This is a genomic window from Brevibacillus sp. HB1.1 (assembly GCF_013332445.1).
GTDB lineage: Bacteria > Bacillota > Bacilli > Brevibacillales > Brevibacillaceae > Brevibacillus > Brevibacillus porteri.
Genome location: NZ_JABMIV010000009.1, coordinates 107,788 through 129,164, shown reverse-complemented (window position 1 = coordinate 129,164; position 21,377 = coordinate 107,788). Strand labels below are relative to the sequence as shown.

General features: G+C 50.5%; 16 protein-coding genes. 13 read left to right on the top strand and 3 right to left on the bottom strand.

Features of this window, described 5'->3' with window-relative positions; all coding sequences use genetic code 11:
• Nucleotides 1-65: 65 nt before the first annotated feature.
• The 3 genes from hutU to HPY27_RS21770 all read left to right on the top strand — a co-directional run bounded on the left by hutU (nucleotide 66) and on the right by HPY27_RS21770 (nucleotide 3,749).
• Nucleotides 66-1,736, top strand: a complete 1,671-nt coding sequence (hutU, locus tag HPY27_RS21780; protein WP_017250510.1) for a urocanate hydratase — start codon at nucleotides 66-68, stop codon at nucleotides 1,734-1,736.
• Nucleotides 1,737-1,741: 5 nt separating this feature from the next.
• Nucleotides 1,742-3,016 carry an imidazolonepropionase gene (gene hutI, locus HPY27_RS21775; protein ID WP_173623703.1) on the top strand — a complete coding sequence of 425 codons (1,275 nt, stop codon included), beginning with the start codon at nucleotides 1,742-1,744 and terminating at the stop codon, nucleotides 3,014-3,016.
• Between the two features lie 94 nt (nucleotides 3,017-3,110).
• On the top strand, nucleotides 3,111-3,749 hold the full coding sequence (locus HPY27_RS21770; protein ID WP_174225927.1) for a pyridoxamine 5'-phosphate oxidase family protein: 639 nt from the start codon (nucleotides 3,111-3,113) through the stop codon (nucleotides 3,747-3,749).
• 59 nt (nucleotides 3,750-3,808) lie between these two features.
• Here HPY27_RS21770 and HPY27_RS21765 read toward each other — a convergent pair whose 3' ends face one another.
• Genes HPY27_RS21765 through HPY27_RS21755 form a run of 3 tightly spaced genes read right to left on the bottom strand, consistent with a single transcriptional unit; the run spans nucleotide 3,809 to nucleotide 7,324 of the window.
• A complete protein-coding gene (locus HPY27_RS21765) occupies nucleotides 3,809-5,242 on the bottom strand; it encodes an eCIS core domain-containing protein (RefSeq protein ID WP_174225926.1) in 1,434 nt (477 codons plus the stop codon).
• A 2-nt stretch (nucleotides 5,243-5,244) separates the two neighbouring features.
• Nucleotides 5,245-6,918, bottom strand: a complete 1,674-nt coding sequence (locus HPY27_RS21760; protein WP_174225925.1) for an MORN repeat-containing protein — start codon at nucleotides 6,916-6,918, stop codon at nucleotides 5,245-5,247.
• A gap of 19 nt (nucleotides 6,919-6,937) precedes the next feature.
• Nucleotides 6,938-7,324, bottom strand: coding sequence for a DUF4280 domain-containing protein (locus HPY27_RS21755; protein ID WP_007721356.1), 387 nt, complete (start codon nucleotides 7,322-7,324; stop codon nucleotides 6,938-6,940).
• 170 nt (nucleotides 7,325-7,494) lie between these two features.
• Here HPY27_RS21755 and HPY27_RS21750 point away from each other — a divergent pair, with 170 nt between their 5' ends.
• The 10 genes from HPY27_RS21750 (at nucleotide 7,495) to HPY27_RS21705 (ending at nucleotide 21,325) form a co-directional block, all read left to right on the top strand.
• The gene (locus tag HPY27_RS21750; protein WP_174225924.1) at nucleotides 7,495-10,251 is read left to right on the top strand and encodes an adenylate/guanylate cyclase domain-containing protein; all 2,757 of its coding nucleotides are present in this window, start codon (nucleotides 7,495-7,497) and stop codon (nucleotides 10,249-10,251) included.
• An 18-nt stretch (nucleotides 10,252-10,269) separates the two neighbouring features.
• Nucleotides 10,270-12,426 carry an AAA family ATPase gene (locus HPY27_RS21745; RefSeq protein ID WP_174225923.1) on the top strand — a complete coding sequence of 719 codons (2,157 nt, stop codon included), beginning with the start codon at nucleotides 10,270-10,272 and terminating at the stop codon, nucleotides 12,424-12,426.
• A 113-nt stretch (nucleotides 12,427-12,539) separates the two neighbouring features.
• Nucleotides 12,540-13,112 (top strand): Pvc16 family protein, encoded by a 573-nt coding sequence (locus HPY27_RS21740; protein WP_173623795.1) that lies wholly within the window; start codon nucleotides 12,540-12,542, stop codon nucleotides 13,110-13,112.
• The gene (locus tag HPY27_RS21735; protein ID WP_174225922.1) at nucleotides 13,112-13,918 is read left to right on the top strand and encodes a hypothetical protein; all 807 of its coding nucleotides are present in this window, start codon (nucleotides 13,112-13,114) and stop codon (nucleotides 13,916-13,918) included. The genes HPY27_RS21740 and HPY27_RS21735 overlap by 1 nt, the downstream gene beginning before the upstream one ends.
• 182 nt (nucleotides 13,919-14,100) lie before the next feature.
• Nucleotides 14,101-15,861, top strand: a complete 1,761-nt coding sequence (locus HPY27_RS21730; protein WP_173623698.1) for a phage tail sheath subtilisin-like domain-containing protein — start codon at nucleotides 14,101-14,103, stop codon at nucleotides 15,859-15,861.
• 37 nt (nucleotides 15,862-15,898) lie between these two features.
• Nucleotides 15,899-16,330, top strand: a complete 432-nt coding sequence (locus HPY27_RS21725; RefSeq protein WP_174225921.1) for a phage tail protein — start codon at nucleotides 15,899-15,901, stop codon at nucleotides 16,328-16,330.
• An 86-nt stretch (nucleotides 16,331-16,416) separates the two neighbouring features.
• On the top strand, nucleotides 16,417-16,794 hold the full coding sequence (locus HPY27_RS21720; RefSeq protein ID WP_007721338.1) for a hypothetical protein: 378 nt from the start codon (nucleotides 16,417-16,419) through the stop codon (nucleotides 16,792-16,794).
• Nucleotides 16,791-16,982: a DUF6760 family protein gene (locus HPY27_RS21715; protein ID WP_017250500.1), complete on the top strand. Its 192-nt coding sequence runs from the start codon at nucleotides 16,791-16,793 to the stop codon at nucleotides 16,980-16,982. The genes HPY27_RS21720 and HPY27_RS21715 overlap by 4 nt, the downstream gene beginning before the upstream one ends.
• A gap of 5 nt (nucleotides 16,983-16,987) precedes the next feature.
• Nucleotides 16,988-17,452: a phage tail protein gene (locus tag HPY27_RS21710; RefSeq protein WP_017250499.1), complete on the top strand. Its 465-nt coding sequence runs from the start codon at nucleotides 16,988-16,990 to the stop codon at nucleotides 17,450-17,452.
• Nucleotides 17,453-17,485: 33 nt separating this feature from the next.
• Nucleotides 17,486-21,325: a hypothetical protein gene (locus HPY27_RS21705; RefSeq protein WP_174225920.1), complete on the top strand. Its 3,840-nt coding sequence runs from the start codon at nucleotides 17,486-17,488 to the stop codon at nucleotides 21,323-21,325.
• Nucleotides 21,326-21,377 lie beyond the last annotated feature (52 nt).

Here is a 21,377-nt window from a genome sequence, read left to right as displayed (position 1 = left end):
GTCTTTCCTTGCTTTTTTACAATGGAGCTAAGAAATACATCCTTTTAGAAAAGCAGGTGGAAATGATGACGACGACACAATCCGTTGAGCAATTGATCCAAGCCTTTTCAGGTACCCAATTACATACAAAGGGATGGGTGCAGGAAGCGGCGCTGCGCATGCTTTTGAACAACCTCAATCCTGATGTAGCTGAGCGTACAGAGGATCTGGTCGTATACGGCGGAATTGGCAAGGCGGCACGGAACTGGGAATGCTTCGATGCGATTGTCAAAACATTGCAAACGTTAGAGAGTGATGAAACACTCCTCATCCAGTCTGGGAAGCCGGTTGCTGTATTCAAATCGCATACCGATGCACCGCGTGTGCTGCTGGCAAACTCGAATCTGGTGCCTGCTTGGGCGAATTGGGAGCATTTCCACGAGCTAGACAAAAAGGGTTTGATGATGTACGGACAAATGACAGCGGGAAGCTGGATTTATATTGGAAGCCAGGGCATCGTGCAAGGGACGTACGAGACGTTTGCAGAACTGGCACGCCAGCATTTTGAAGGCACACTGACCGGAACGATTACCTTGACAGCTGGCTTGGGCGGAATGGGTGGTGCGCAACCGTTGGCCGTATCGCTCAATGGTGGCGTCAGCATCAATATCGAGGTGGACCCGACCCGTATCCAACGCAGACTGGACACGAAATACCTGGATGTGATGACAGACAGTCTAGACGAAGCGATCCGTTTGGCGGAAGAAGCGAAACGCGACAAAAAAGGCATTTCCATCGGATTGTTAGGCAATGCACCGGAAGTGCTGAATGCCATGCTGGCTCGCGACTTTATCCCGGATGTGCTGACGGACCAGACCTCCTCGCATGATCCACTCAACGGCTACATTCCCATCGGCATGTCACTTGCGGAAGCAGCCGAACTGCGGACACGCGATCCGAAAGCGTACGAATCCCGTGCAAAAGCAAGCATCGCTGAACACGTTCGCGCCATGCTCGCCATGCAGGAAAAAGGAGCAGTTACTTTCGACTATGGCAATAACATCAGGCAGGTGGCAAAAAACGAGGGTGTAGAGGATGCATTCCGTTTCCCTGGCTTTGTGCCAGCCTACATCCGTCCGCAATTTTGTGAGGGCAAGGGGCCGTTCCGCTGGGTAGCGCTGTCCGGCGATCCTGAGGATATTTACAAGACAGACGAAGTCATTCTTCGCGAGTTCTCCTACAATACTCATCTGTGCAACTGGATTCGCATGGCGCAGGAGCGCATTCAGTTCCAGGGACTGCCTTCCCGCATTTGCTGGTTAGGCTATGGCGAGCGTGCGCGTTTTGGTCAAATCATCAATGAGATGGTAGCGCGCGGTGAGCTTTCGGCCCCTATCGTCATTGGGCGTGACCATCTGGACTCCGGTTCTGTCGCTTCGCCAAACCGTGAGACGGAAGCGATGAAGGATGGCAGCGATGCGGTTGCAGACTGGCCGATTCTCAATGCCATGATCAATGCAGTAGGCGGAGCGAGCTGGGTATCTGTGCACCACGGAGGAGGCGTTGGCATGGGCTACTCTCTCCACGCCGGAATGGTCATCGTGGCAGATGGTACTCCAGAAGCAGCACGTCGTCTGGAACGAGTTCTCACGACCGATCCAGGCATGGGCATCGTCCGACATGTCGATGCAGGGTACGACCTCGCAGTTCAAACAGCCAAGGAAAAAGGCGTCCACATTCCGATGATAAAGGAGTAAGAGCCATGACTAAACCTGTATGGATTCGCCACGCCAGTCAGCTTGCTACGCTGGCTGGCAGCTCCTCTTCCCCGGTAGTAGGAGCGCAAATGAATGAGCTGTCGATCATCGAGGACGGAAGCATCTGGCTGGAAGACGGCGTTATTCAGCGTGTGGGAACAGATGAGGAGCTGGCGCTTTACTATCGAGACCGTGCGCATGAGGCGCAAATCATCGATGCTTCGGGTAAGCTGGTCACACCAGGGCTGATCGATCCGCATACACATCTGGTGCACGCGGGCAGTCGGCAAAACGAGTTTAATATGCGGCTAAACGGTGCGACGTATATGGAGATTATGAACAATGGCGGGGGAATTCACTCGACAACCGCAGCGACGCGCGCAGCTACCCACGAAGAGCTGTTTGCTCAGAGTAAGCAGCGTCTTGACCAATTTCTGTTGCATGGGGTTACAACTGTTGAGGCGAAAAGCGGCTACGGCCTGACATTGGAAGATGAGCTGAAGCAGCTGGAGGTCGCCAAGCAGTTGCACGAGGAACATCCCATGGACATCGTCAGTACCTTCATGGGTGCACATGCGGTGCCGCGCGAATACAAGGAAAATCCGGATGCATTTGTAGATGTGGTCATCGAGGAAATGATCCCAGAGGTTGCTCGTCGCAAGCTGGCTGTTTTTAACGATGTGTTTTGCGAAAGAGGTGTGTTCACCCCTGAGCAGTCCCGACGCATTCTCGAAGCAGGAGTCCGTCATGGGTTGCTGCCGAAGATTCATGCCGATGAAATCGAACCGTATGAAGGGGCAGAGCTGGCAGCTTCTGTTGGCGCGGTATCAGCGGATCATTTGCTGCGCGCCTCTGACAAGGGGATTGAACAGATGGCAGAAGCGGGTGTCATCGCTGTGTTACTGCCCGGTACGGCATTTTTCCTGATGGCAGAGTCAGCAAATGGCAGGAAAATGATTGATCGTGGGGTGGCTGTCGCGATTTCGACGGATTGCAATCCGGGCTCGTCTCCAACCGTTTCGCTCCCACTCATCATGAATCTGGGTTGCCTGAAAATGGGGATGACGCCAGCCGAGGTGCTGACGGCAGCTACTATCAATGCTGCTCACGCAATCCGCTGCGCGCATGAAGTCGGCAGCCTTGAGGTAGGGAAAAAAGCAGATGTCACGATTTTTGACGTCCCTGATTTCATGACCTTGCAATATCGTTACGGAATCAACCACGTAAACACAGTAATCAAAAACGGAGCGATTGTCGTTGCTGGGGGCAGACTGGCGTAATATGACTCTCTCCGGACTTCCTGCTTCTGCCATGAGCAAGAAAAGTGGTATGATGGTGGCAGGTTTGAACAAGCAGAGGAAAGAGGGGTTAGTCATGTCAGGATTCGGAATTTTCCGTGATGTGGTCACGTCAGAACAGCAACTGCGCGAAATGGTTGGAGAACCAAGTCGTCTCGTACAGAACAAGGCGATAACCCAGTTGGATGACCATAGCCGCAACTATATTGCCCAAGCGCCATTTCTCATCATTGCCACAGCAGACAAAGATGGCCATTGCGATGCTTCGCCACGCGGAGATGCGCCTGGTTTTGTGCATGTCATCGATGATCATCATCTCGTCATCCCTGAGCGCCCAGGAAACAAGCGGATGGATACTATCACGAACATTTTGGTCAACCCGCATATTGGGCTTATCTTTTTGATTCCTACGCTGGAAGAGACGTTCCGCATGAACGGCAAGGCTTGCATTATTCGCGATGAAGAAATACTGGCGAAGATGGCGGTAAACGGGAAGGTGCCTACGCTTGGGATCGGTGTGAAGGTAGAGGAGTGCTTTGTGCACTGTGCGAAGGCATTTATGCGCTCTGGTCTATGGAAGCCGGAGTCATGGCCGGCAGAGGGGACGACTCCTAATGTCGCACAAATGCTGGCGGACCATGTGAAGCTTCCGGGTGTGACGGCAAAAGAAGTGGCGGAGGGCTTGCAAGACAGCTATACGAAACGATTGTACTAATCATGTCGAAAGAGAAACGGCAGCCATCCATTCAGCGTGATGGCTGCCGTTTCGTCATGTTATTCGCGAACAGGATCATCTACCAGCCATCCTGCACCGACTTCACCCCAGTAGTAACACTCCAACGAATACGATTGCATATTCGAATAGCGGATGTGTTCCGGGATAAGGAATGCGGGATTTACGCCACCTGTTCCGCCTGTGGGCGTTCCTTTGGTGATCCCGCGGAAAATGACCTTGATATTATAGGTGGGCAGATTGGTCATGCTCCTCAGTCTATTAATAACTCTTTGCTTGAGATCGCCTAGTTCGGCAGCTGCATTGTTTTCCGTTTTTGTGTAAGGCCAAGGATTTTCCGAATGATACTTTTGAATGACGATGACGTATTCATCATAATTACCAGTGTCGCGCCGTTTGTCCAATTGGCCGATCGCTTCGTGAATGCGGGCGTTAATTTGTAAATCATCATGGGAGCTGATCGTTTTGATCTCCATCGCAACGCGTTTATTTACTTCTAAAACGTTGGAATGATCCTCGTCTTCGTCCATTATGTGGACACTCTCATCGTTGGCGTTTTCCTGCTTCTCCAAATAGTTGTAATCGATGTCAGGATCGTTGTCCTTATCTTGACCGAAATATGGCGTGATCTCCTGTCCGAAAAGACGTTGTGCTTCTTCTAGTTCTGTATAGTTCCCACCTGTAACTGAGAAAATGTCCGAAATTTTGGAGTGCAGACTGTAGCTGTATTTCACTTTGTTAAAGTAAGACAAGTAGTTTGTCTCGTCAAAAAGTTCATTAATTGTTCCTTCATGCAAATCATTGGTTTTCGCCACATGCTTATTCCACATTCTGCGTGCATCTAACAAGGCTTCATCCCACGTTCCTTGTATGATTGGGGATGATACTGAACTTGTTGTGTTATGGTCCGTGCTGTCCAGCTTGGTACCAGAAGCCGCAACAGATCCGTAGCGATCAGCTTCGGCTTCGAGAGCAGGATCGTCATTAATCGGCAGGCTGGCATCCGGAACGTTCGCTTTTACGCGTCCTTGTCGTTGCTGAACCACATGTGTCAGCTCATGACCGAGCAGTTGCTGACCACTTCGCGTCTCGGGCTGATAAGTGCCGGGAGCAAAGTGAATGTCATTCCCTTGGGCAAAGGCAACAGCCCCGATTTGGGAGGCGACAGACGATTCTGGGTGAATCTGTACATCTGAAAAATCAGTGCGAAAAGCCTTCTCCATTTTTGCTTGGACGGAATCGGGGAGTGAGCGACCGCTGCCGGAAGAGAGATTCTCCGATTTTTGCAAGGGAGTCCTCGATAACATGCGCTGCACAGCCTGATTGCCAAGAGTCTTTTGCAGAGAAAGGATGTGGGAAGAGTGACTTGCCTTTCTTTGGACCTGGCTCGGTTGGAGCATGGACCTGGAAGCAGGTGCTTTCGTTTTTTCATGAGTCGCATCCATAGATGGCTTGCTAGATTCATAGCGTCGCATGATTACACCCCCTCTGCTTTTGTCACGTCCAATTGAATGGGTTCCTTTTGCTGTGCTTGATAGAAATAGAGATACAAATACGGGTCGACCAAATAGCTCGTGATAGCTCCAGAACGGTTAGAATACGTGGTGGACGTCTTGGGCAAAATGGCAGATTTGCTGTCGAGCTCGTTCCGATCTTCTTTGACGATAGAGATGATCTGTGGGTGATATACGTGGACGGCAATGACAATCTGCTTGCTAGGGTGTCCTGGTGCTGGTTCAAGTGTAAAAGCCATGCTCATGTCACGGTAGGTAAGCTTTTGAGACGATAAGATGGCCTCGTTTGCTGGTGGAGCTTCGGGTACTTTTTGATCGGCAGAAGGAGTGACAGCTCCCTCGTCTTGTTTTGGCGCGTCATCGTCGGGCTTGCCCATAATCTCTTCCAGCTTGCTCCTGGAGATGCCGATGAATCCAGGTAAATAAATACGTCCTTCACGGAAGTACCCCTTGTACAACGGCAGGCCTTCCTTGTCGTAGAGCACCCCGATGCCATCGTAGGAACCTGCGCGAAATTGCCCTTGATACAACAGAGCGTCTTCGGCAGAACGAAGCTCTCCCGTTCCGTGATAATGCCCTTCGGCAAAGCCGCCTTTATACAGCGTTACGCCACTTGCATCACGAAGCTCGCCCTGCCCGTGATACACACCCAGTAAAAAATCACCTTGATAGACGATGCTACCACTGGTGGAGAGTTTGGTACCGGCTCCATTGAAGTGCCCATTTCGAAAATGACCTTCATACACGAGCTTGCCATCCCGATCAAAAAAACTACCGGTTCCATTGTATCTGCCGTCCACAAATTGCCCTTTGTACTGCACGAGCCCGTTTTCGTAGTAATCGGTACCTTCACCGCCGTAGAAGCCATTGTCAAACAGTCCGCCGTAGAGCAGCTTTCCATCCTTCGTAAAAAGCCTGCCAGCTCCGTTGTACACGCCATTTTTAAAAGCGCCCTCGTATTTGATTGCGCCGTTTGTGTACAATTCCTGACCGGCTCCATCGAGCTTCCCATTTTTGAATTCTCCCTGAAAAACGACTTGCTGGTTGTCGTTGTACAACGCTCCCTGACCAGCGTAAACGCCATTTTCAAACCCACCTTGATAGACGAGAACGCCTTTCCGGTATCCTTTGCCTAAGCCTTGTGGAGTGCCACTTTTGAACTCGCCATTGTAAAGGAGCTTCCCATTGTCGTCATAGAGCTCGCCTTTTCCGTCATACAGACCATCTACGAGCTGGCCATGATAAATCATCGTGCCTTCCGGGTTGTAGATAATCGCCAGACCCGTGTCGGAAATCTGTTGATTTGGAGTTTTTAGATGAATGACGATGGGACGCTGCAAATAGCGGTTAAGCGCATCGGGAGGATTGATGAACAGGAAGTAGACCAGGACAAGGAGGAATAGTCCTGTCAAAATGAGAAAGCGTTTGGCGATGTAAAAACGGCCGATATGCACGTAATCGTTGAGTGAAGTTTCTTTTTTGGCGAACAGTCCGGCAATGCCGTTCTTGATCCAATCGAGGGCTTGCTTGGGGAGAGCGGCTCCTTTTTTTATCCAATCCTGCACCCATTTTTTGAGCGGATTGATGAGCGGGTCGACAATCGTTTGTTCCGTTAGCTTTTGGAGTTGTTTGTCCATAACGTTTCCTCCCTATCTGTCAGGGAACCTGAATCGTCGCTTGACCGGGGTTCGTGATCTGGATGACGCCACCCCAGCTACACATGAGCTTGGAGGTTTGATTGAGGGCAGGCATGTTGGCGACGAGAACAGTAGGGGAGCCAGGAACCCAAGGAGCGGCGGTGACAGGAACGCAGGGGACCGGAGTGAAAACACCCAGCTTCGCCGCTGTAGCTGCTGCGACCTGAGGGTTGGACATCGTATTGCACATCCCGAATGGAAGGACGTTTACCATCGGTTTATTGTCCATGATGTTTGCGATCGGCATACTGGTTGTGACGCGGTTCACTGGGAGCACCATGAGTGAGCTGGGAGCTGCCCCGAAGCTGCACTGTAGCATGGCTCCTCCGCAGACGAGTTGTCCCATAAAGCCAACTCCTTTGCATAAGTCATCTGGTAAGATATTGAAAATCAATCTGTATAGTAGTATAAATGTCAAATAGAGAAGATGTATAGCGAAATTTGTAATTTTTAGTATAATGTTGCTTGGTATCATTTTCGAAAATATGTTTTCGAGAGATGGGAGAACCGCAAACGATGGGAAATAACAAGAAGTATTCCTGGTTGTCCGGACTGCTGATTGTGTTTGTTGGGATCGGCTTGCTGCTCGTTTGGAACGTGGATAGAAGCGGGAAGCAGGGCGTACCGTTTCGAGGGATCGACAGCATCGCGGTCAATAGTCAAAAGGATGTCATCCTCATAACGGATGGACATCAAAAGCTAATTAGCCTGTCCCCTGATCGGTCGCTAAGGTACCAACAAGTACTGGAGCAAAATCCAGAAGAAGGCTTGGAAAATTTCACAGAGGTAGCCATCGACGAAGAAGGCTATGCGTACGTGCTGATTACAAAGCTCGATAGCTTTGGTTTGCGAACCGTATCCGAGAGAATCGTGCGAATGTCGCCAGATGGAGAAATCGTACAAGTCGTGTATGAAGATTCATACGGAGCGAACAGCTCGTACAAGCGCATTGGCAAGGTACGCTCCCTGCAAGTCGCGAAAGATCGTCTTTCCTTTTATGTTTATCAACACCCTGAAGTGATTGCCTATCAATTTGTACCCTCTGACTCACCCCCCACACAACTCTATCAAATCCAATTGCCTAATGAAGTATACGTCAATGAAATCACAGGAGTAGACCCGCAACATACCTATGTCACTACCAAGCGCGGAGAGGTTTTCCAGGTCGACGTTCCCCTTGGGAGCAGGGAAGCTCAAGTGAAGGGTCCGCTCTACATTCACTCCGAACGGTCCGAAAAGAATCATACCGTCCCCAATCATGTAAAAGTGGGGCCAGCAGGTCGTCTCCTTTTCTACAATTCCGATCAAAATGTCATGGAACGCTTCGATCCCGCACATCCAGATGAAATCGCCTTGATGGTGTCTTCCAAAACATTCGAGCAGATCAAGTCGAGTGATAGCAGTGCACTAACGGCGTTTGCTGTAACCCCCAATTATGAGTTCGTAGTGGCCACAGATAGTCAGCTAGCCTTCTTGGATCAACAAGGAAATGTGATGACCAAGCTCACTTCCCCGTCAGTATCCGAAAAAGACCGCTTGAAGGAATGGACCTGGTGGACAGGATTGGGAGTGGAAATTCTTCTGTTTTGTGTCATTCAGTTTCTGTTGTTTCGCCTCTTCCGGATTCCGTTGATTATCAAGCAAACGATCGTGATAGCTCCACTAGTTGTTGTCCCCGTATTCCTTCAACTGGAGGGAACGAAGCTGACCTTTTCTTTTATGGAGCAGGAAAATCAAACCGATCTTCGCCTCCAAGCCTATGTTATTTCTACCCTGATCGAAGGGGACAAGCTGGATGGAATCAACGGAGCCATTGATTACATGAATGCGGATTATCAAGCAGTACAGGCCGACCTGAAAAAACTGGAGGTCCCAGATGATGTGAATGTGAACAGGGGGCTGTACAAAACGATTTATAAATACAAAGATGGCGAATTGTTTCTCATGATGGATGACAATGACAGCGCAGAAGTGTTTGAGAATGTGCCCATTGATGACGAGTTCCGCAGTGTGGTCATGAAAAGGGAGATCGTTTCCGGTAAAGCACAGGATCGGACAGGCTACTGGATGTACGCGATGGCCCCGATATACAACTCCTCCGGTAAGCTATCCGGTGTGTTGGAGCTGGGCAGAGAAATGAACGGAGTCCGTATGCAGCACACCGACATGTCCCGTGAGCTCGGAAAAGGCGCTGCGCTGGTCTGGTCGATTTGTGCGAGTCTATTTTTCCTTTTCTCGTGGCTGACATACCGAAACATCCGCAATCTGCAAACGAACGTCTCCGATATGGGAAAAGGCGACTACAGTGTGGTGGCGAGGGTTCGCTCCATGGATGAAATTCAAAAGCTGGCAGAAAGCTTCAACCAAATGGCAAAGCGCATTCGTCAGTACATCTCGAATATCACGAGGATGAGCGAGGCGAACAATCGCTTTGTGCCGCAGCAGTTTATCCATTTTCTCGGGAAGGAAAGCATACTCGACGTGGAGCTGGGTGATCAGGTGGAGCGGGAAATGGCGATTATGCGCATGAGTCTGCAATCGTTTCATGCCATCTCTCATCGTCTGCGACCAGAGACGACCTTCCGCGTCATCAATGCGTTTCTCAAGCGCTTTGCTCCGATTGTGAACGAGAATCAAGGAATGATTACCGAATATCTCGATCCCGGCGTGCTTGCTGTTTATCCAAAAGAAGCGAAAGACGCGCTGGATGCGGCTGTACAAATGCGCCGTACGTTAGCGGACTATAACGAGCAACGGGCGGAAAAAGGGTACGATCCGATTGAATTGCGGGTTGCGCTGCATCACGGTCCACTGATGCTCGGAATTATTGGCGAGTCGACGCGTCTGGAGGCTGCGATCATATCGGATCACGTCCGCGTGGTGGAGAAAATGGAAAAGATGGCAGAAACGCTCGGAGCCTGCATCCTGATGTCCGATTCGCTGTTTGCCAAAATGGGAGAGAGCACGCCGTACCGATATCGTGATTTAGGCTGGGTGCATATGGAGGGAGAGGCTCAGCCGATGCATTTGTATGACGTCTACGAAGGGGACACTGACCAGATTCGTGCACACAAGGAGGAGACGAAGGAATTGTTTGAGCAAGCGATTGTGATGTATCAAAATGGGAGGTTTCACGATGCACGCTCCGCTTTTCTATCCGTCATCAAGCAAAATCGTTGGGATCAGGCGGCGCGACAGTATTTCTACTTATGTGACGAATACGCCCAAAAAGGGGCCGAACGAGATTGGTCTGGCGAATTGAAAATATCGTAGGAGCGGTGAAAAAGCGAAATGACTAGTCCCGAATCGAATCACAACCAGTGGAACTATTACGAAGAAATGCTTCGATGGCTGGATGTTCATCTGATGCGCTTGCTGGCAGTGCGAGCACAGCAGGGGGATGATTATCCGCTTGATCAAATGAGAGGGGTGATTGTCACAGAGGAAGAAGTCGTGCAATTGCTCGAGGCAGCCCCGCCAGCAACGCAGCTATGGGAAGCTTTCACAGAGCGGGTGGCAGCATGCGAGGAACGACTGGATGCCCTGCACATGCAAGAAGCAGGTAGCGTACCGATTCTGGCAGTGGCAGAGGCTTTTTCGCTCAATCGCTTCGAGCTGGGATGTTTATTTCTTTGCCTGGCAGTCGAGCTGGATCGGAAGTACGAAAAGCTGTTTGGCTACCTCCTTGATGATATTACGTGCAAGTCACCTACTCCCGAATTGGCGATGCAGCTATTTTGCCAGACAGCTGCTGAGAGAATAGAGGCCTGGACAGCGTTTACGCAAAAAAGCAAGCTGGGCCGATTGCTGCTTTTTACCGAGGCGGACATGGGTGGAAGCGGCTCTTGGCTCTCTCGGCCGTTAAAGCTGGATGAACGCATGCTGCACTTTTTGACGACAAGGGATGGAGGTGATGCCAGTCTGCCGCCTTGGCTATCCTGGAGCTTGCCAGATCAAGAGTTGGAACCATATGTAGGGGAGAGCGCGATTCATTTGCAGGAGCGCTTTGAAACATTGTGGGAAACAGCAGGAGCAGATGCAGAGCGACTTCTCCTGCACTTGCATGGTCCGACTGGCGTTGGTAAAAGGCATCGCGTTAAGCATTTGTTTCATCGCGTCAGGCGGCCGGTGCTGTTCGTCGATGCAGAGCGCTTGATCCGGGAGGAAGCTTTTGCACGAAGATTACAGCAGGTATTGCGGGAGGTGCAGCTGCGGCGGGGGGTACTGTGCTTGCATCAGTTCGAGGTTTTTCTGACAGAAGAGGTACAAACAGCTGGGCGCAAGCAGCTGTTGATGGATGAACTCGAAAGCTTTTCAGGACCCACTGCCATTGTGGCGAAAAGTCAATGGAAGCCGCAAAACGCTCTGGGGAAGCGGATTTGGCTGGAAATGGAGGTACCTAGTCCAGATGAAACGGAAAGGAGGCGATTATGGGAAACGGGCTGTGCAGGCATGAGCTTTTCTCAAGAGATTGACATAGGCGTTTTCGCAGGGAAATTCAAGCTGAATGCGGGGCAAATCAATCAGGCGCTTCACAGAGCAAATGAGATGGCGATGCAGACGAAAGAAAGGATCATTACGAAAATGCACCTGCATGACGCTTGTTTCCTGCAAATGAGACATGCGCTAGAAAAGCACGCTTCTCGATTGAGACCCAAATACAGCTGGGAAGATCTGATTTTACCTGAGGAGCAACTGACTTTGTTGCGAAACGCCTGCAATCAGGTGACCTATCGAAATGTTGTTTTGGGGGAGTGGGGCTTTGGGCGAAAGCTCTCTTATGGCAAGGGCGTCAGCATGTTGTTTGCAGGTCCTCCGGGTACGGGCAAGACGATGTCGGCGGAAGTCGTGGCAAATGAACTAGGTCTGGAGCTTTTTAAAATTGACCTGTCGCAGGTGATCAGCAAGTACATTGGGGAGACGGAAAAAAACCTCCACCACATTTTTTCAGAAGCGAGAATCGGCAATGCCATCCTCTTCTTTGATGAAGCCGATGCCCTTTTTGGCAAGCGCTCAGAAGTGAAAGATTCGCATGACAAATACGCGAATGTGGAAACGGCCTACTTGCTGCAAAAGATGGAGGAGTACGAGGGGGTCTCCATTTTGGCGACGAATCTCCTGCAAAATTTTGACGAGGCCTTCATGCGCAGAATCAACTACGTGGTGAAATTTCCTTTTCCCGAACCGTTCTATCGCGAAGAAATATGGCGCAGCATGTTCCCGGCCGATACGCCGCGAGCTGCTGACATCGATTTTGAGTTTCTCGCGTCCAAGCTACACATTGCTGGGGGCGGGATCAAAAATGTGGTTCTCGCTGCCTCTTTCTTGGCTGCATCGGAAGGCACGCCCGTTTCCATGAGTCATTTGATTGCGGCTGCCAAGCAGGAGTTAAAAAAGACGGGTAAGCTGCTATTGAAAGAGGATTTGGGGGAGTATGCCATCAGGTAGTACGTATCGGAAGGGTGCATGATTTTACAAAATTAGATAAAAATTCATGCAAAACCATTAATTTCAATGTTATGATAAGTATATTCTGTCAAATAATGTCGAGGTGAACGGGTATCAGCCAGTACACCGCCATTGCTGAAGTAGGAGAGACGCTGCTCGCTCTTTTGCGCAAAGAAATGACGCCGGAGCCGATTAGCCAGCCGGAGTTGATTGGCCTAAGCTCGCCTGCTCAGCCAGGAGATTTGGCGTTAGCCTTGTTTTTATACGAAATCCGGGAAAGTCAGGAGAGGCAGCACATGATGATCAGTGAAGGTACTGATCAGTTGCGATATCCCCCAATGACGGTCAATCTATCCTACATATTGACCGCCCATTCCCCAGCAGAACAGCATACCCGCATGCTGGACGAGCATCGCATCCTCGGGCGTGCCATGCAGGTTCTCTACGACAACGCCATTTTGCGTGGCGATCATCTTCAAGGCTCCCTCGCAAACATGGATACAGAGCTTCGTGTCGTCGTGGAGCAGCCTCCCGTTGATAAACTCATCCAACTATTTCCACATGTTCCGTACAAGCTATCCATCGGCTACTCGGTAGGGCCGGTTCATATCGATTCAACCCGAGTTCGTTCAACGAAGCGCGTACTGGAACGGGATATTCGGATACGAGGGGAAGGTCATGGTTAATGGATCAGCATTTCCAGGTGCGCATTCGTTCCGTCTTCTCGTATGCCGTCCGTCTGGTGGACATGTATACAAGAGGAGCCCCTTTTCGCTCGAGCTTGTCTGTTCGCTTGGCGAATCATCCACAAGTGCCCGTATGTAAAGGGGACGGATGTTATATCTTTACGGACTTGCCTGATGGGATTTACACGCTCTCCATAAGCAGCCGGGAGTATATGGATCACTCCATGTCCTTCTCCGTGATCACTGGGAGTACATCTTACACGGAGTCCATCATTTACTTGCAACCGAGTCCAGCCTATCCATTCCAGGCAGGAGACTCCCTTGTTCGAGGGAGAGCTTGCGTGGAGGATGGTTCCCCAGCTGGCGGAGCCTATGTGCAGGCTGTCATCTCGTATGAGCGAGATGCCCCGGTGAGATTGGCCGAGGACGCTGACAAAGAGGCCATGGAGCTAATCGTAGCCAGTAAAAAAGGTCAAGTCGATTTGGCTGACGCTTTTCTTCTCGAAACACCCACATGCAAAGGGACGATCATTCGTTTTGCAAGTCCCCCAAAAGGTCGGGTTTATCCCTTGACCGAACCTCTTTCTTTTGCCTACCCAAGAGGCACTGTCTTACTCCCCCTGCTCGAAACGCATTGCGACGACAGAGGAGAATTCGTAGTTGCCCTTCCGTTGTTTCTGGAAAAAACTCATGCTCGTATGAATATTGAAGTGCGGCGGGAAGAAGCCGCTGGTTTTGCCGAGCTTTCCATTCAAGCCGGTACGACCCAATCCATAGGTATCATCCAAATGAACAGACCCAAATAGGGTGATCCGGCAGTTGTTTGGCGTCGGTCCATGACACCCTGCTGCCTGATTATAGAGCAAGACTCATGTATCAAAACGGCTTTTTTCGTAAGTGGTAAAGCAAGTGATGAAATTAATCGGAGGGAGGGACTGATTGCAGGTTTCTGCTGCTAATACATGCGGAACTCTCCAATCAGGATACGATGCCAGAGTACTTATCACCAGGGGTGTATGTCGAGGAGTTTGATAGTGGCCCCGTTCCCATGGAGGGAGCGAGTACGAGCACGGCCGGCTTTATCGGGTTGGCCCAAAAAGGACCCGTTGCGGGATTGCCTGAGCTGATTACAGGTGTCAATGATTTCCGCAAGTTGTTCGGTTCCTATTTGTCTGAGAACGCGTTTGGCGAATACCGCTATCTCGCCTATGCGGTGGATCACTTCTTTCTGAATGGAGGCTCCCGTTGCTATGTGATGCGAGTAGCGCCAGCAGATGCGAAGCCAGCTTCCAATGAAGGCAACAGCGAAGGAGCTGTCCTTCGGATTGCTGCTAAAAACCCAGGGGCATGGGGAAATCAGATCCGCGTAAATTTGATTCCGTCGAGCAAGGCAAAAACGCAGATTTACGAGCAGCTAGGAGAGGCTCCCAAGTACCGTGTGAAAAATAGTGCAGGCTTTCAACCAGGTGATGTCGTCTCTTTCTATGACGGTGAAACCAAACAGTACAGGGAAGTGGTTTCATCCCAAGACAATGTGATCGAGCTGTCAGCTGTGCTCACAGGAGACGTCGTCGATAACAATTTGCTGCCAGTCAAAATTTTGTCCACATGCGAATTCACGGTGCAAGTCTTCTACAACGATGAGGCTGAAGAGTTCGACAAATGCTCGCTCAATGTCTCTGCTGCCAATCATGTAAGCAAGCTGCTGTCCAAGAGCAATATCGTTGAGGTCGAAGCGGGTGCTGCTCCAGCAAGCCCTGAAGTCATTCCTCCTTTTACCGTCATTTCAGGGATGGCAGAAGAAACTCAATCCGAGGGCGGAAAGACAGAATTCGGTCTGTATCAAATCTCTTTGGCAGGAGGTAGCGACGGTTCTGTCGCCAATCTGTCAGCGGGCGAATACATGGGGGAGGATCACGGACCGGGGAAACGTACGGGAATCCAAGCCTTCATCGATAATGACGAAGTGAGTATTATGGCCATTCCTGGCGTGACAGACCCAAATGTGCAGCTCGCGCTTGTGGCTCATTGTGAAAACTTGAAAAGCCGCTTCGCCATCCTCGATATCCCACGCGACAAGAAAAAAGTAAGCGATGTGTTGACGCATCGCAATATTTTCGATACGCAATACGCGGCCATCTACAATCCTTGGCTGCAAGTGTTTGATCCGCTGGACAAGCGCAACATCTACATTCCGCCATCAGGCTCCATGGCTGGTATTTACGCACGCTCGGACAATACCCGAGGCGTGCATAAGGCTCCGGCAAACGAGGTTGTGCGCGGCTGCACAGGACTGGATTGCCAGTACAATACGGGCGAACAGGATATTTTGAATCCGAAGGGAGTCAACCTGATTCGCGCGTTTACAGGTCAAGGAATTCGCGTCTGGGGTGCGCGGACGATGTCATCGAATGGGCTATGGAAGTACATAAACGTACGCCGCCTGTTCATTTTCCTCGAACAATCGATCAAAAACGGGACAAACTGGGTGGTATTTGAGCCGAATGACGAGAGGCTGTGGGCCCGCGTCCAACGCACGATTGATTCTTTCCTGACGCGTGTTTGGCGAGATGGCGCGTTGATGGGCTCAAGCCCGCAGGAAGCCTTTTACATTCAAATCGGCAGAAGCACGATGACACAGGATGATATCGACAATGGCAGATTGATCTGCGTGATTGGTATAGCACCTGTCAAACCAGCAGAGTTCGTCATCTTCCGTATTACGCAAAAAACATCTGATCAGCAATAATTCACGACGGAAAACGGTGTGAGGAAAGGGGTACAGTATGGCAGATCGCAAGGATCCATACCGCAAGTTTCGGTATCGGATAGAGATGGATGGGATTCAGCAGGCTGGCTTCAGTGAGGTTTCGGGTTTTGATGCGTCTGTGGACGTAGTCGAGTATCGCGAAGGCAATGAGGTAATTACTCCGCGCAAGCTCCCGGGCTTGGCGAAGTACGGGAATATCACGCTGAAATGGGGCGTGACGGATTCGATGGATTTGTACAACTGGATGCAGGACACCATCCAGGGCAAGGTCGCACGCAAAACGGTAACGATCATCGCCATCAATGAAGCTGGGGATGATGTCGCTACATGGAAGGTCATTGAAGCATGGCCGACCAAATACACGGCGCCTGATTTTAACGGTACGTCCTCAGAGGTAGCGATTGAGCAGCTGGAAATCGCCCACGAAGGAATGACACGCACGAAATAATAGAAGATCCCGACGCCAAAGAATGGCAAGGAAATGACTTTTCTTTGTCATTCTTGCTGGCCTAGGGTGATGAGGAGGATGATACCATGGCATTTAAAACGGAATACGAATTCGAGCTCCCGCGCGGCTATGTTGATGAAGAAGGAAACCTGCACAAACGAGGTGTCATGCGCTTGGCGACGGCTGCCGACGAAATTTTGCCGATGCGTGATCCACGTGTCCAGCAAAATCCCGGTTACTTGACGATTATTTTGCTGACGAGAGTGATTACCAAGCTGGGAGATGTACGGGGAATTGACACAAGAGTGGTGGAAAGGCTGTTTACCGCTGATCTCGCGTACCTGCAAAACCTGTACAGACAGATTAATGAGTTGGACAGCTCGATGTTCAAGACATCTTGCCCGAAATGCGAGCATGAATTCCAGGTAGACATGGCTTTTTCAGGGGCGCTGGAGGGAGTATGAGTGGGTATCCCATCGACAAGATTTATGAAGAAGCCGCCTTCATCGCCTACTATTTTCACTGGCCACATGACGAGATCATGTCGATGGAACACAAGGAACGGCGGCGCTGGTGTGAAGAGATATCCGCGATTAACCGCAAGCAAAATGACGAACCCGAAAACGTTTTTGATGTGTTCAAGCGGAGGTGATTCTGGTGTTAGCCAATGAGAATCCATATTACACCAACCTCCGATTTCGTGTGGACTTTCTTCCGTTTGGATTGGAGATGGATGGCATCTGGGTCGCTGGATTTAGTGAAGTGTCCGGATTGGCCGTAGAAACAGAGCTGGAGGAGTACCAAGAGGGCGGCGTGAATCATTTCGTCCACAAGCTGCCGAAACGCAGCAAGTTTCCCAATCTCGTCTTCAAACGAGGGTTTGTGAGATCAAACGAGCTGTGGAGATGGTATGAGGACTTCCACTTTGGCCCGCCAGAAAAGCGCAAGCGCAAGCAGGGAGCGATCATTCTGATGGACCCAAACGGAAATGACGTGGGGGCTTGGGCATTTGAAGGGGCTTATCCGGTCAAGTGGGTTGGACCGGAGTTCCGGGCCACGCATGGAGAAGTGGCCATCGAGACATTGGAAATCGTGCACCACGGCTTAAAAGCGTATTTTTAAGCCTTATCCCGTCTGCAAGGAGCAAAAGAAACGATGATAACGATCAAGGCGCTCCCACCTTCGCGTGGTCCATCACTGCTGCCAAGGGCGTCCAGCCAAGGCTTTGCACAAAGCATCATGCAGAAGTATCGGCACGGGGAAGGGCGCGATCCCGGCTACCTCGCTTTGATCCATCGTGATTTTTCGCCGAGTATCGGAGGGCAGGAAAACCACTTTCATCAAACCTTCATTCATGTACGCATGCAAATACAAGTGGACTCCTACCTCGGATTGAATCGAGAAATGTTGCCGAACGGACAGGCTGGTTTCCCATGGCCAAAAGAGCGTGCGGTGATAACGCAAGCATCGGGATCAGGACGAAAAGTACAACCAGCTACTTTGATACATGAGCTTTTTCGGAAGTGGGAGTCATCCAAATTAATCGAGAAGGTTTACCTGCCTCGGATCACGGTTGTCTCAAATGGGAGAGATAGATATCGCTGGCCCAGTTATGTTCAGTCTTTAGTTCAGCGAGCAAGCTCACTTGAAAAATGGCTGCCGCTGGGTCGATTCAAAGAGCAGATAGACCCGGTCGATATTACCTCGCCTCTTTGGAAAGCAATCGTTTCAGACAGCAAAGAAACCGTACGGGAAAGATTCAGGACGTCTGATACTTCCTATGGTTCACCGGAATTTTTGGTACACATGGCGCGAATGGGTGATCCTGGTGGACGCAAGGGCATGCAAAATGCACGTGAGCGGATACGGCTCGAATCAGCGACAAGAATAGACGCGATCTCGAATTCACGTGTCAGAGCGACGCGTTCTGAAACAGGGCGCTTCGAACGGTTTGGGGTTCGCAATTTTTGGCAGTTGATCGGTAGAGGAAGGGAACCAGAGATTGGGACGTGGTCTTTTCCTGTTTTGCTAAAACGAGCAGAAGGACGGGCTGCGAGCTCTTTTTTGGATCGCGTGGTGTGGACAGAGAAAGCCGGAATTGACGGCAAAGATATCACTAGACGAATCGTTCATGAAAGTGAAAGTACACGTTGGTCCGTAGCTTCCCGGCAGACTGAGCTGTGGGTGCGCTGGTGGGAAAACCTGAGTCTGTACTGGCAGAAAAGTAGAAGAGCAACATGGCTGCCAAGGACGATGACTGTGCATCCACGTCTACGTGTTTTACAGCCGATTGTTTTCCCGAAAAGCCGTCAACATCCGCAAGCGAAAAGCGCATGGATGCTAGTAACGCTGTCCCCATTGGAACGGAAGATATTTCAGAGCAATGAGCTTTCGAAGATGTTCTCGTCCGTATTGCCTAGCATACTTCATCGAGCTGATGCTGGTCGGACCAAACAGCAGGCTGTAAGGGAACGGTTCAAACAGCTGTTCCATTTGGCTCAACAGTTTTCGAGGGCAGAAAGTGAACGTGGGCAAGTAGTGCTTGTTTCCCGACAGAGGTTGAAGCAGATAGAAAGCAGGCGGGAAGAACAGTCGAGTGCCTTGGCGCATTGGTTGCGTCACCTTGTCATAAGTCGAGAGGGACAAGCAACCGCGCTTGCATCTAGGGTGGAGCAGGAGCAGCCGAGTAGCATTACATTTCACCCGTCACAACTGCTGTTTCCTTTCGAATCCATCGGAACAAGGAATCAGCAGACATACGCGTTCCTTCAACAAACGATATTTCAGGAAGCTAGGTTGAACGAGATTGTCCGGGAGCAGTCCATTCCCTTGCGATCAAGCCATGAGCAAACTCATCCAGGCAAAACGCGCGTGATCCCGGTTGTCTCTCATGCATCGTATCAGCAGCTTGACGTGCTACAGCATGAGTGGTGGACGGGTTTGTCGTTACGCGTTTTACACCCCGTGCAGGGGCTACTGTTCCCATTGCGTATGACGCGTATCACAGATAGTTCCCAAACAGCTCCGCTTCTCTCGCAGCCAATTGTCAGGAAGTCGATCGCTGCTTATTGGATACAGAGCTTCCAGTCCGCCAATGCTCCTGTTTTCTTTGAAAAACGAGGATGGTTGAACCAGCCTTGGATCAAGGAATATCTTGAAACGCATAACGAAATAGAGCGCGGGCCAGCTGGTATAGCTAGTGCTGCACGATTTGCATGGAATCGCTTCGTACCTGTCTTCCAAGTGAATCGCCAACTCTGGCAAACGCTCCAGAATCAAATCGTCAGTTCTACCCATCAGGAGATGAACAGGAAGTCTGTGATGGCGTGGGTGCATCTTCAACAGAGAGTGGCAAAACAGCTCAGCGCAAGGGAATTCCTTGCAACTAGAACGCATGCGCCAAGGTACCTTCCGTATGAGCTGGGGAATCAATCTCCGTATCCTGAAGGCATCTCCCAACCGTTTTTTCAGTCACCTATTCATTTTCCGGGAAATAAACACGTGTATCAGTTGCCATACGAGACGATACGTCAGCTACTGTCGTTCCAGGGTAGGAAAAACAAGCGGGCAGATGTTGCTTTCTTCAAGAATCAAGAAAAGTTCAGCCTACCGGGACGAAAAGCGACGATCTCGATGGTACACGAGCATGAGCATAGACCAATACGGCACACCTTCTTCCTAAAAAATGAACAGAGTACAAGTCGAGCATTCTTGCATACTCATCGTCATGATCGGGATGCCGTTTCCCTCAGGTTGAACGGCTTTGGTTCTGCAATGCTTCGTGTCACAGAGTGGATTGGACTTGAAAGAACAGAACATCAGCGATTGTACAACACGTCTGCGAAGTCGTTTTCTATCAGAGAGGATGTCTCTGACAGGAACTCATTGCAACGGATCGCTGCTGGATGGAGTGCAGAACTAGGACTCACGATCCTCTTGCAAAAAAGCGCGAAGCTGGCTGCGATGAGCGAGTTTGCAAAGGTAGGCAAAATTAGCACAAGTGGGAAAGCTCCCCCGAGCAGTGAAAAGCAATCGAATGATCAGCCAAGGTCTCGCCAGGGCAAAAGCAATCCATTACGAGAAAGCAATCCATTACGAGAAAGCCGTCCATCCCGTGAAAGCTACCACTCCCGTTTCTTGCGCCAGACAGCCAGCTTGTGGACAAGCTCCATTGCCCTGCGTGCTCGTCTCTATCTTCAAGTCATGGAGCAAATCAGAAAGGCTATCCAGACTGATTTCCGAACGGAAGCATATGTCCAAAACCATCACTTACTCGCGACTGTTCTGAATCGTCACGATGCACAAATGGTTATTCAGAAACAATGGGGACGACTCCCTAGCCTTGTGCATGGTCAAAGCGTGGGGGTGCCCGACAGTTTCATGCATGAGAGTGGAAGCAGACGTGCAACAGAGCGACTACCACGAAAAGGTCGCGTCAACAGCTTGGAGCCATTATCTCGCCACAGCCGTTTTCAACAAACGAACCATGAGCAGATTCTGACGGTCAATCAAGGGATATTCAACCTGACGTCAACAACACCAATGGCGGCGGAAAAAGTGGAGCATGCGAAAGAAAACACATCCCTGGCACTTTTGCTAAAGCCAATGCTTGCGATGGAGAAGCAGTCACCACTCCTGCAAGCTTTGCAACAAGCTCAAAGAGCGCCCGGAGAATCCGAGCAGCGCTCCCTGTCCGAAAACGCAACCCATACTCATCGACAATCGTTACGCACAGCAGACAGCTATGCAAGCCCTGCTGCTACCGTTCAGTCCCCGCCGTCCATGGCGTTTCTGAGAAAAAGCATTCCGCCTCAAGAAACCGCAGTGCAGCAGACGACAACACTTCCACTACAACGACAACTCGATCTAGACGTGCAAGAGAGGGCTGGCAATCAGACGTCGTTATCCCCACAAGAGGTGGATCGATTGATGGATAAAATGATGAAGGAGCTGGACAAGCGCCTCATTCAAGAGCGGCAGCGACGAGGTTTATAAGCAGGAACTGCCGCATTCACAGACGACTATTTCTTCGGTAAAGAGAGGCAAA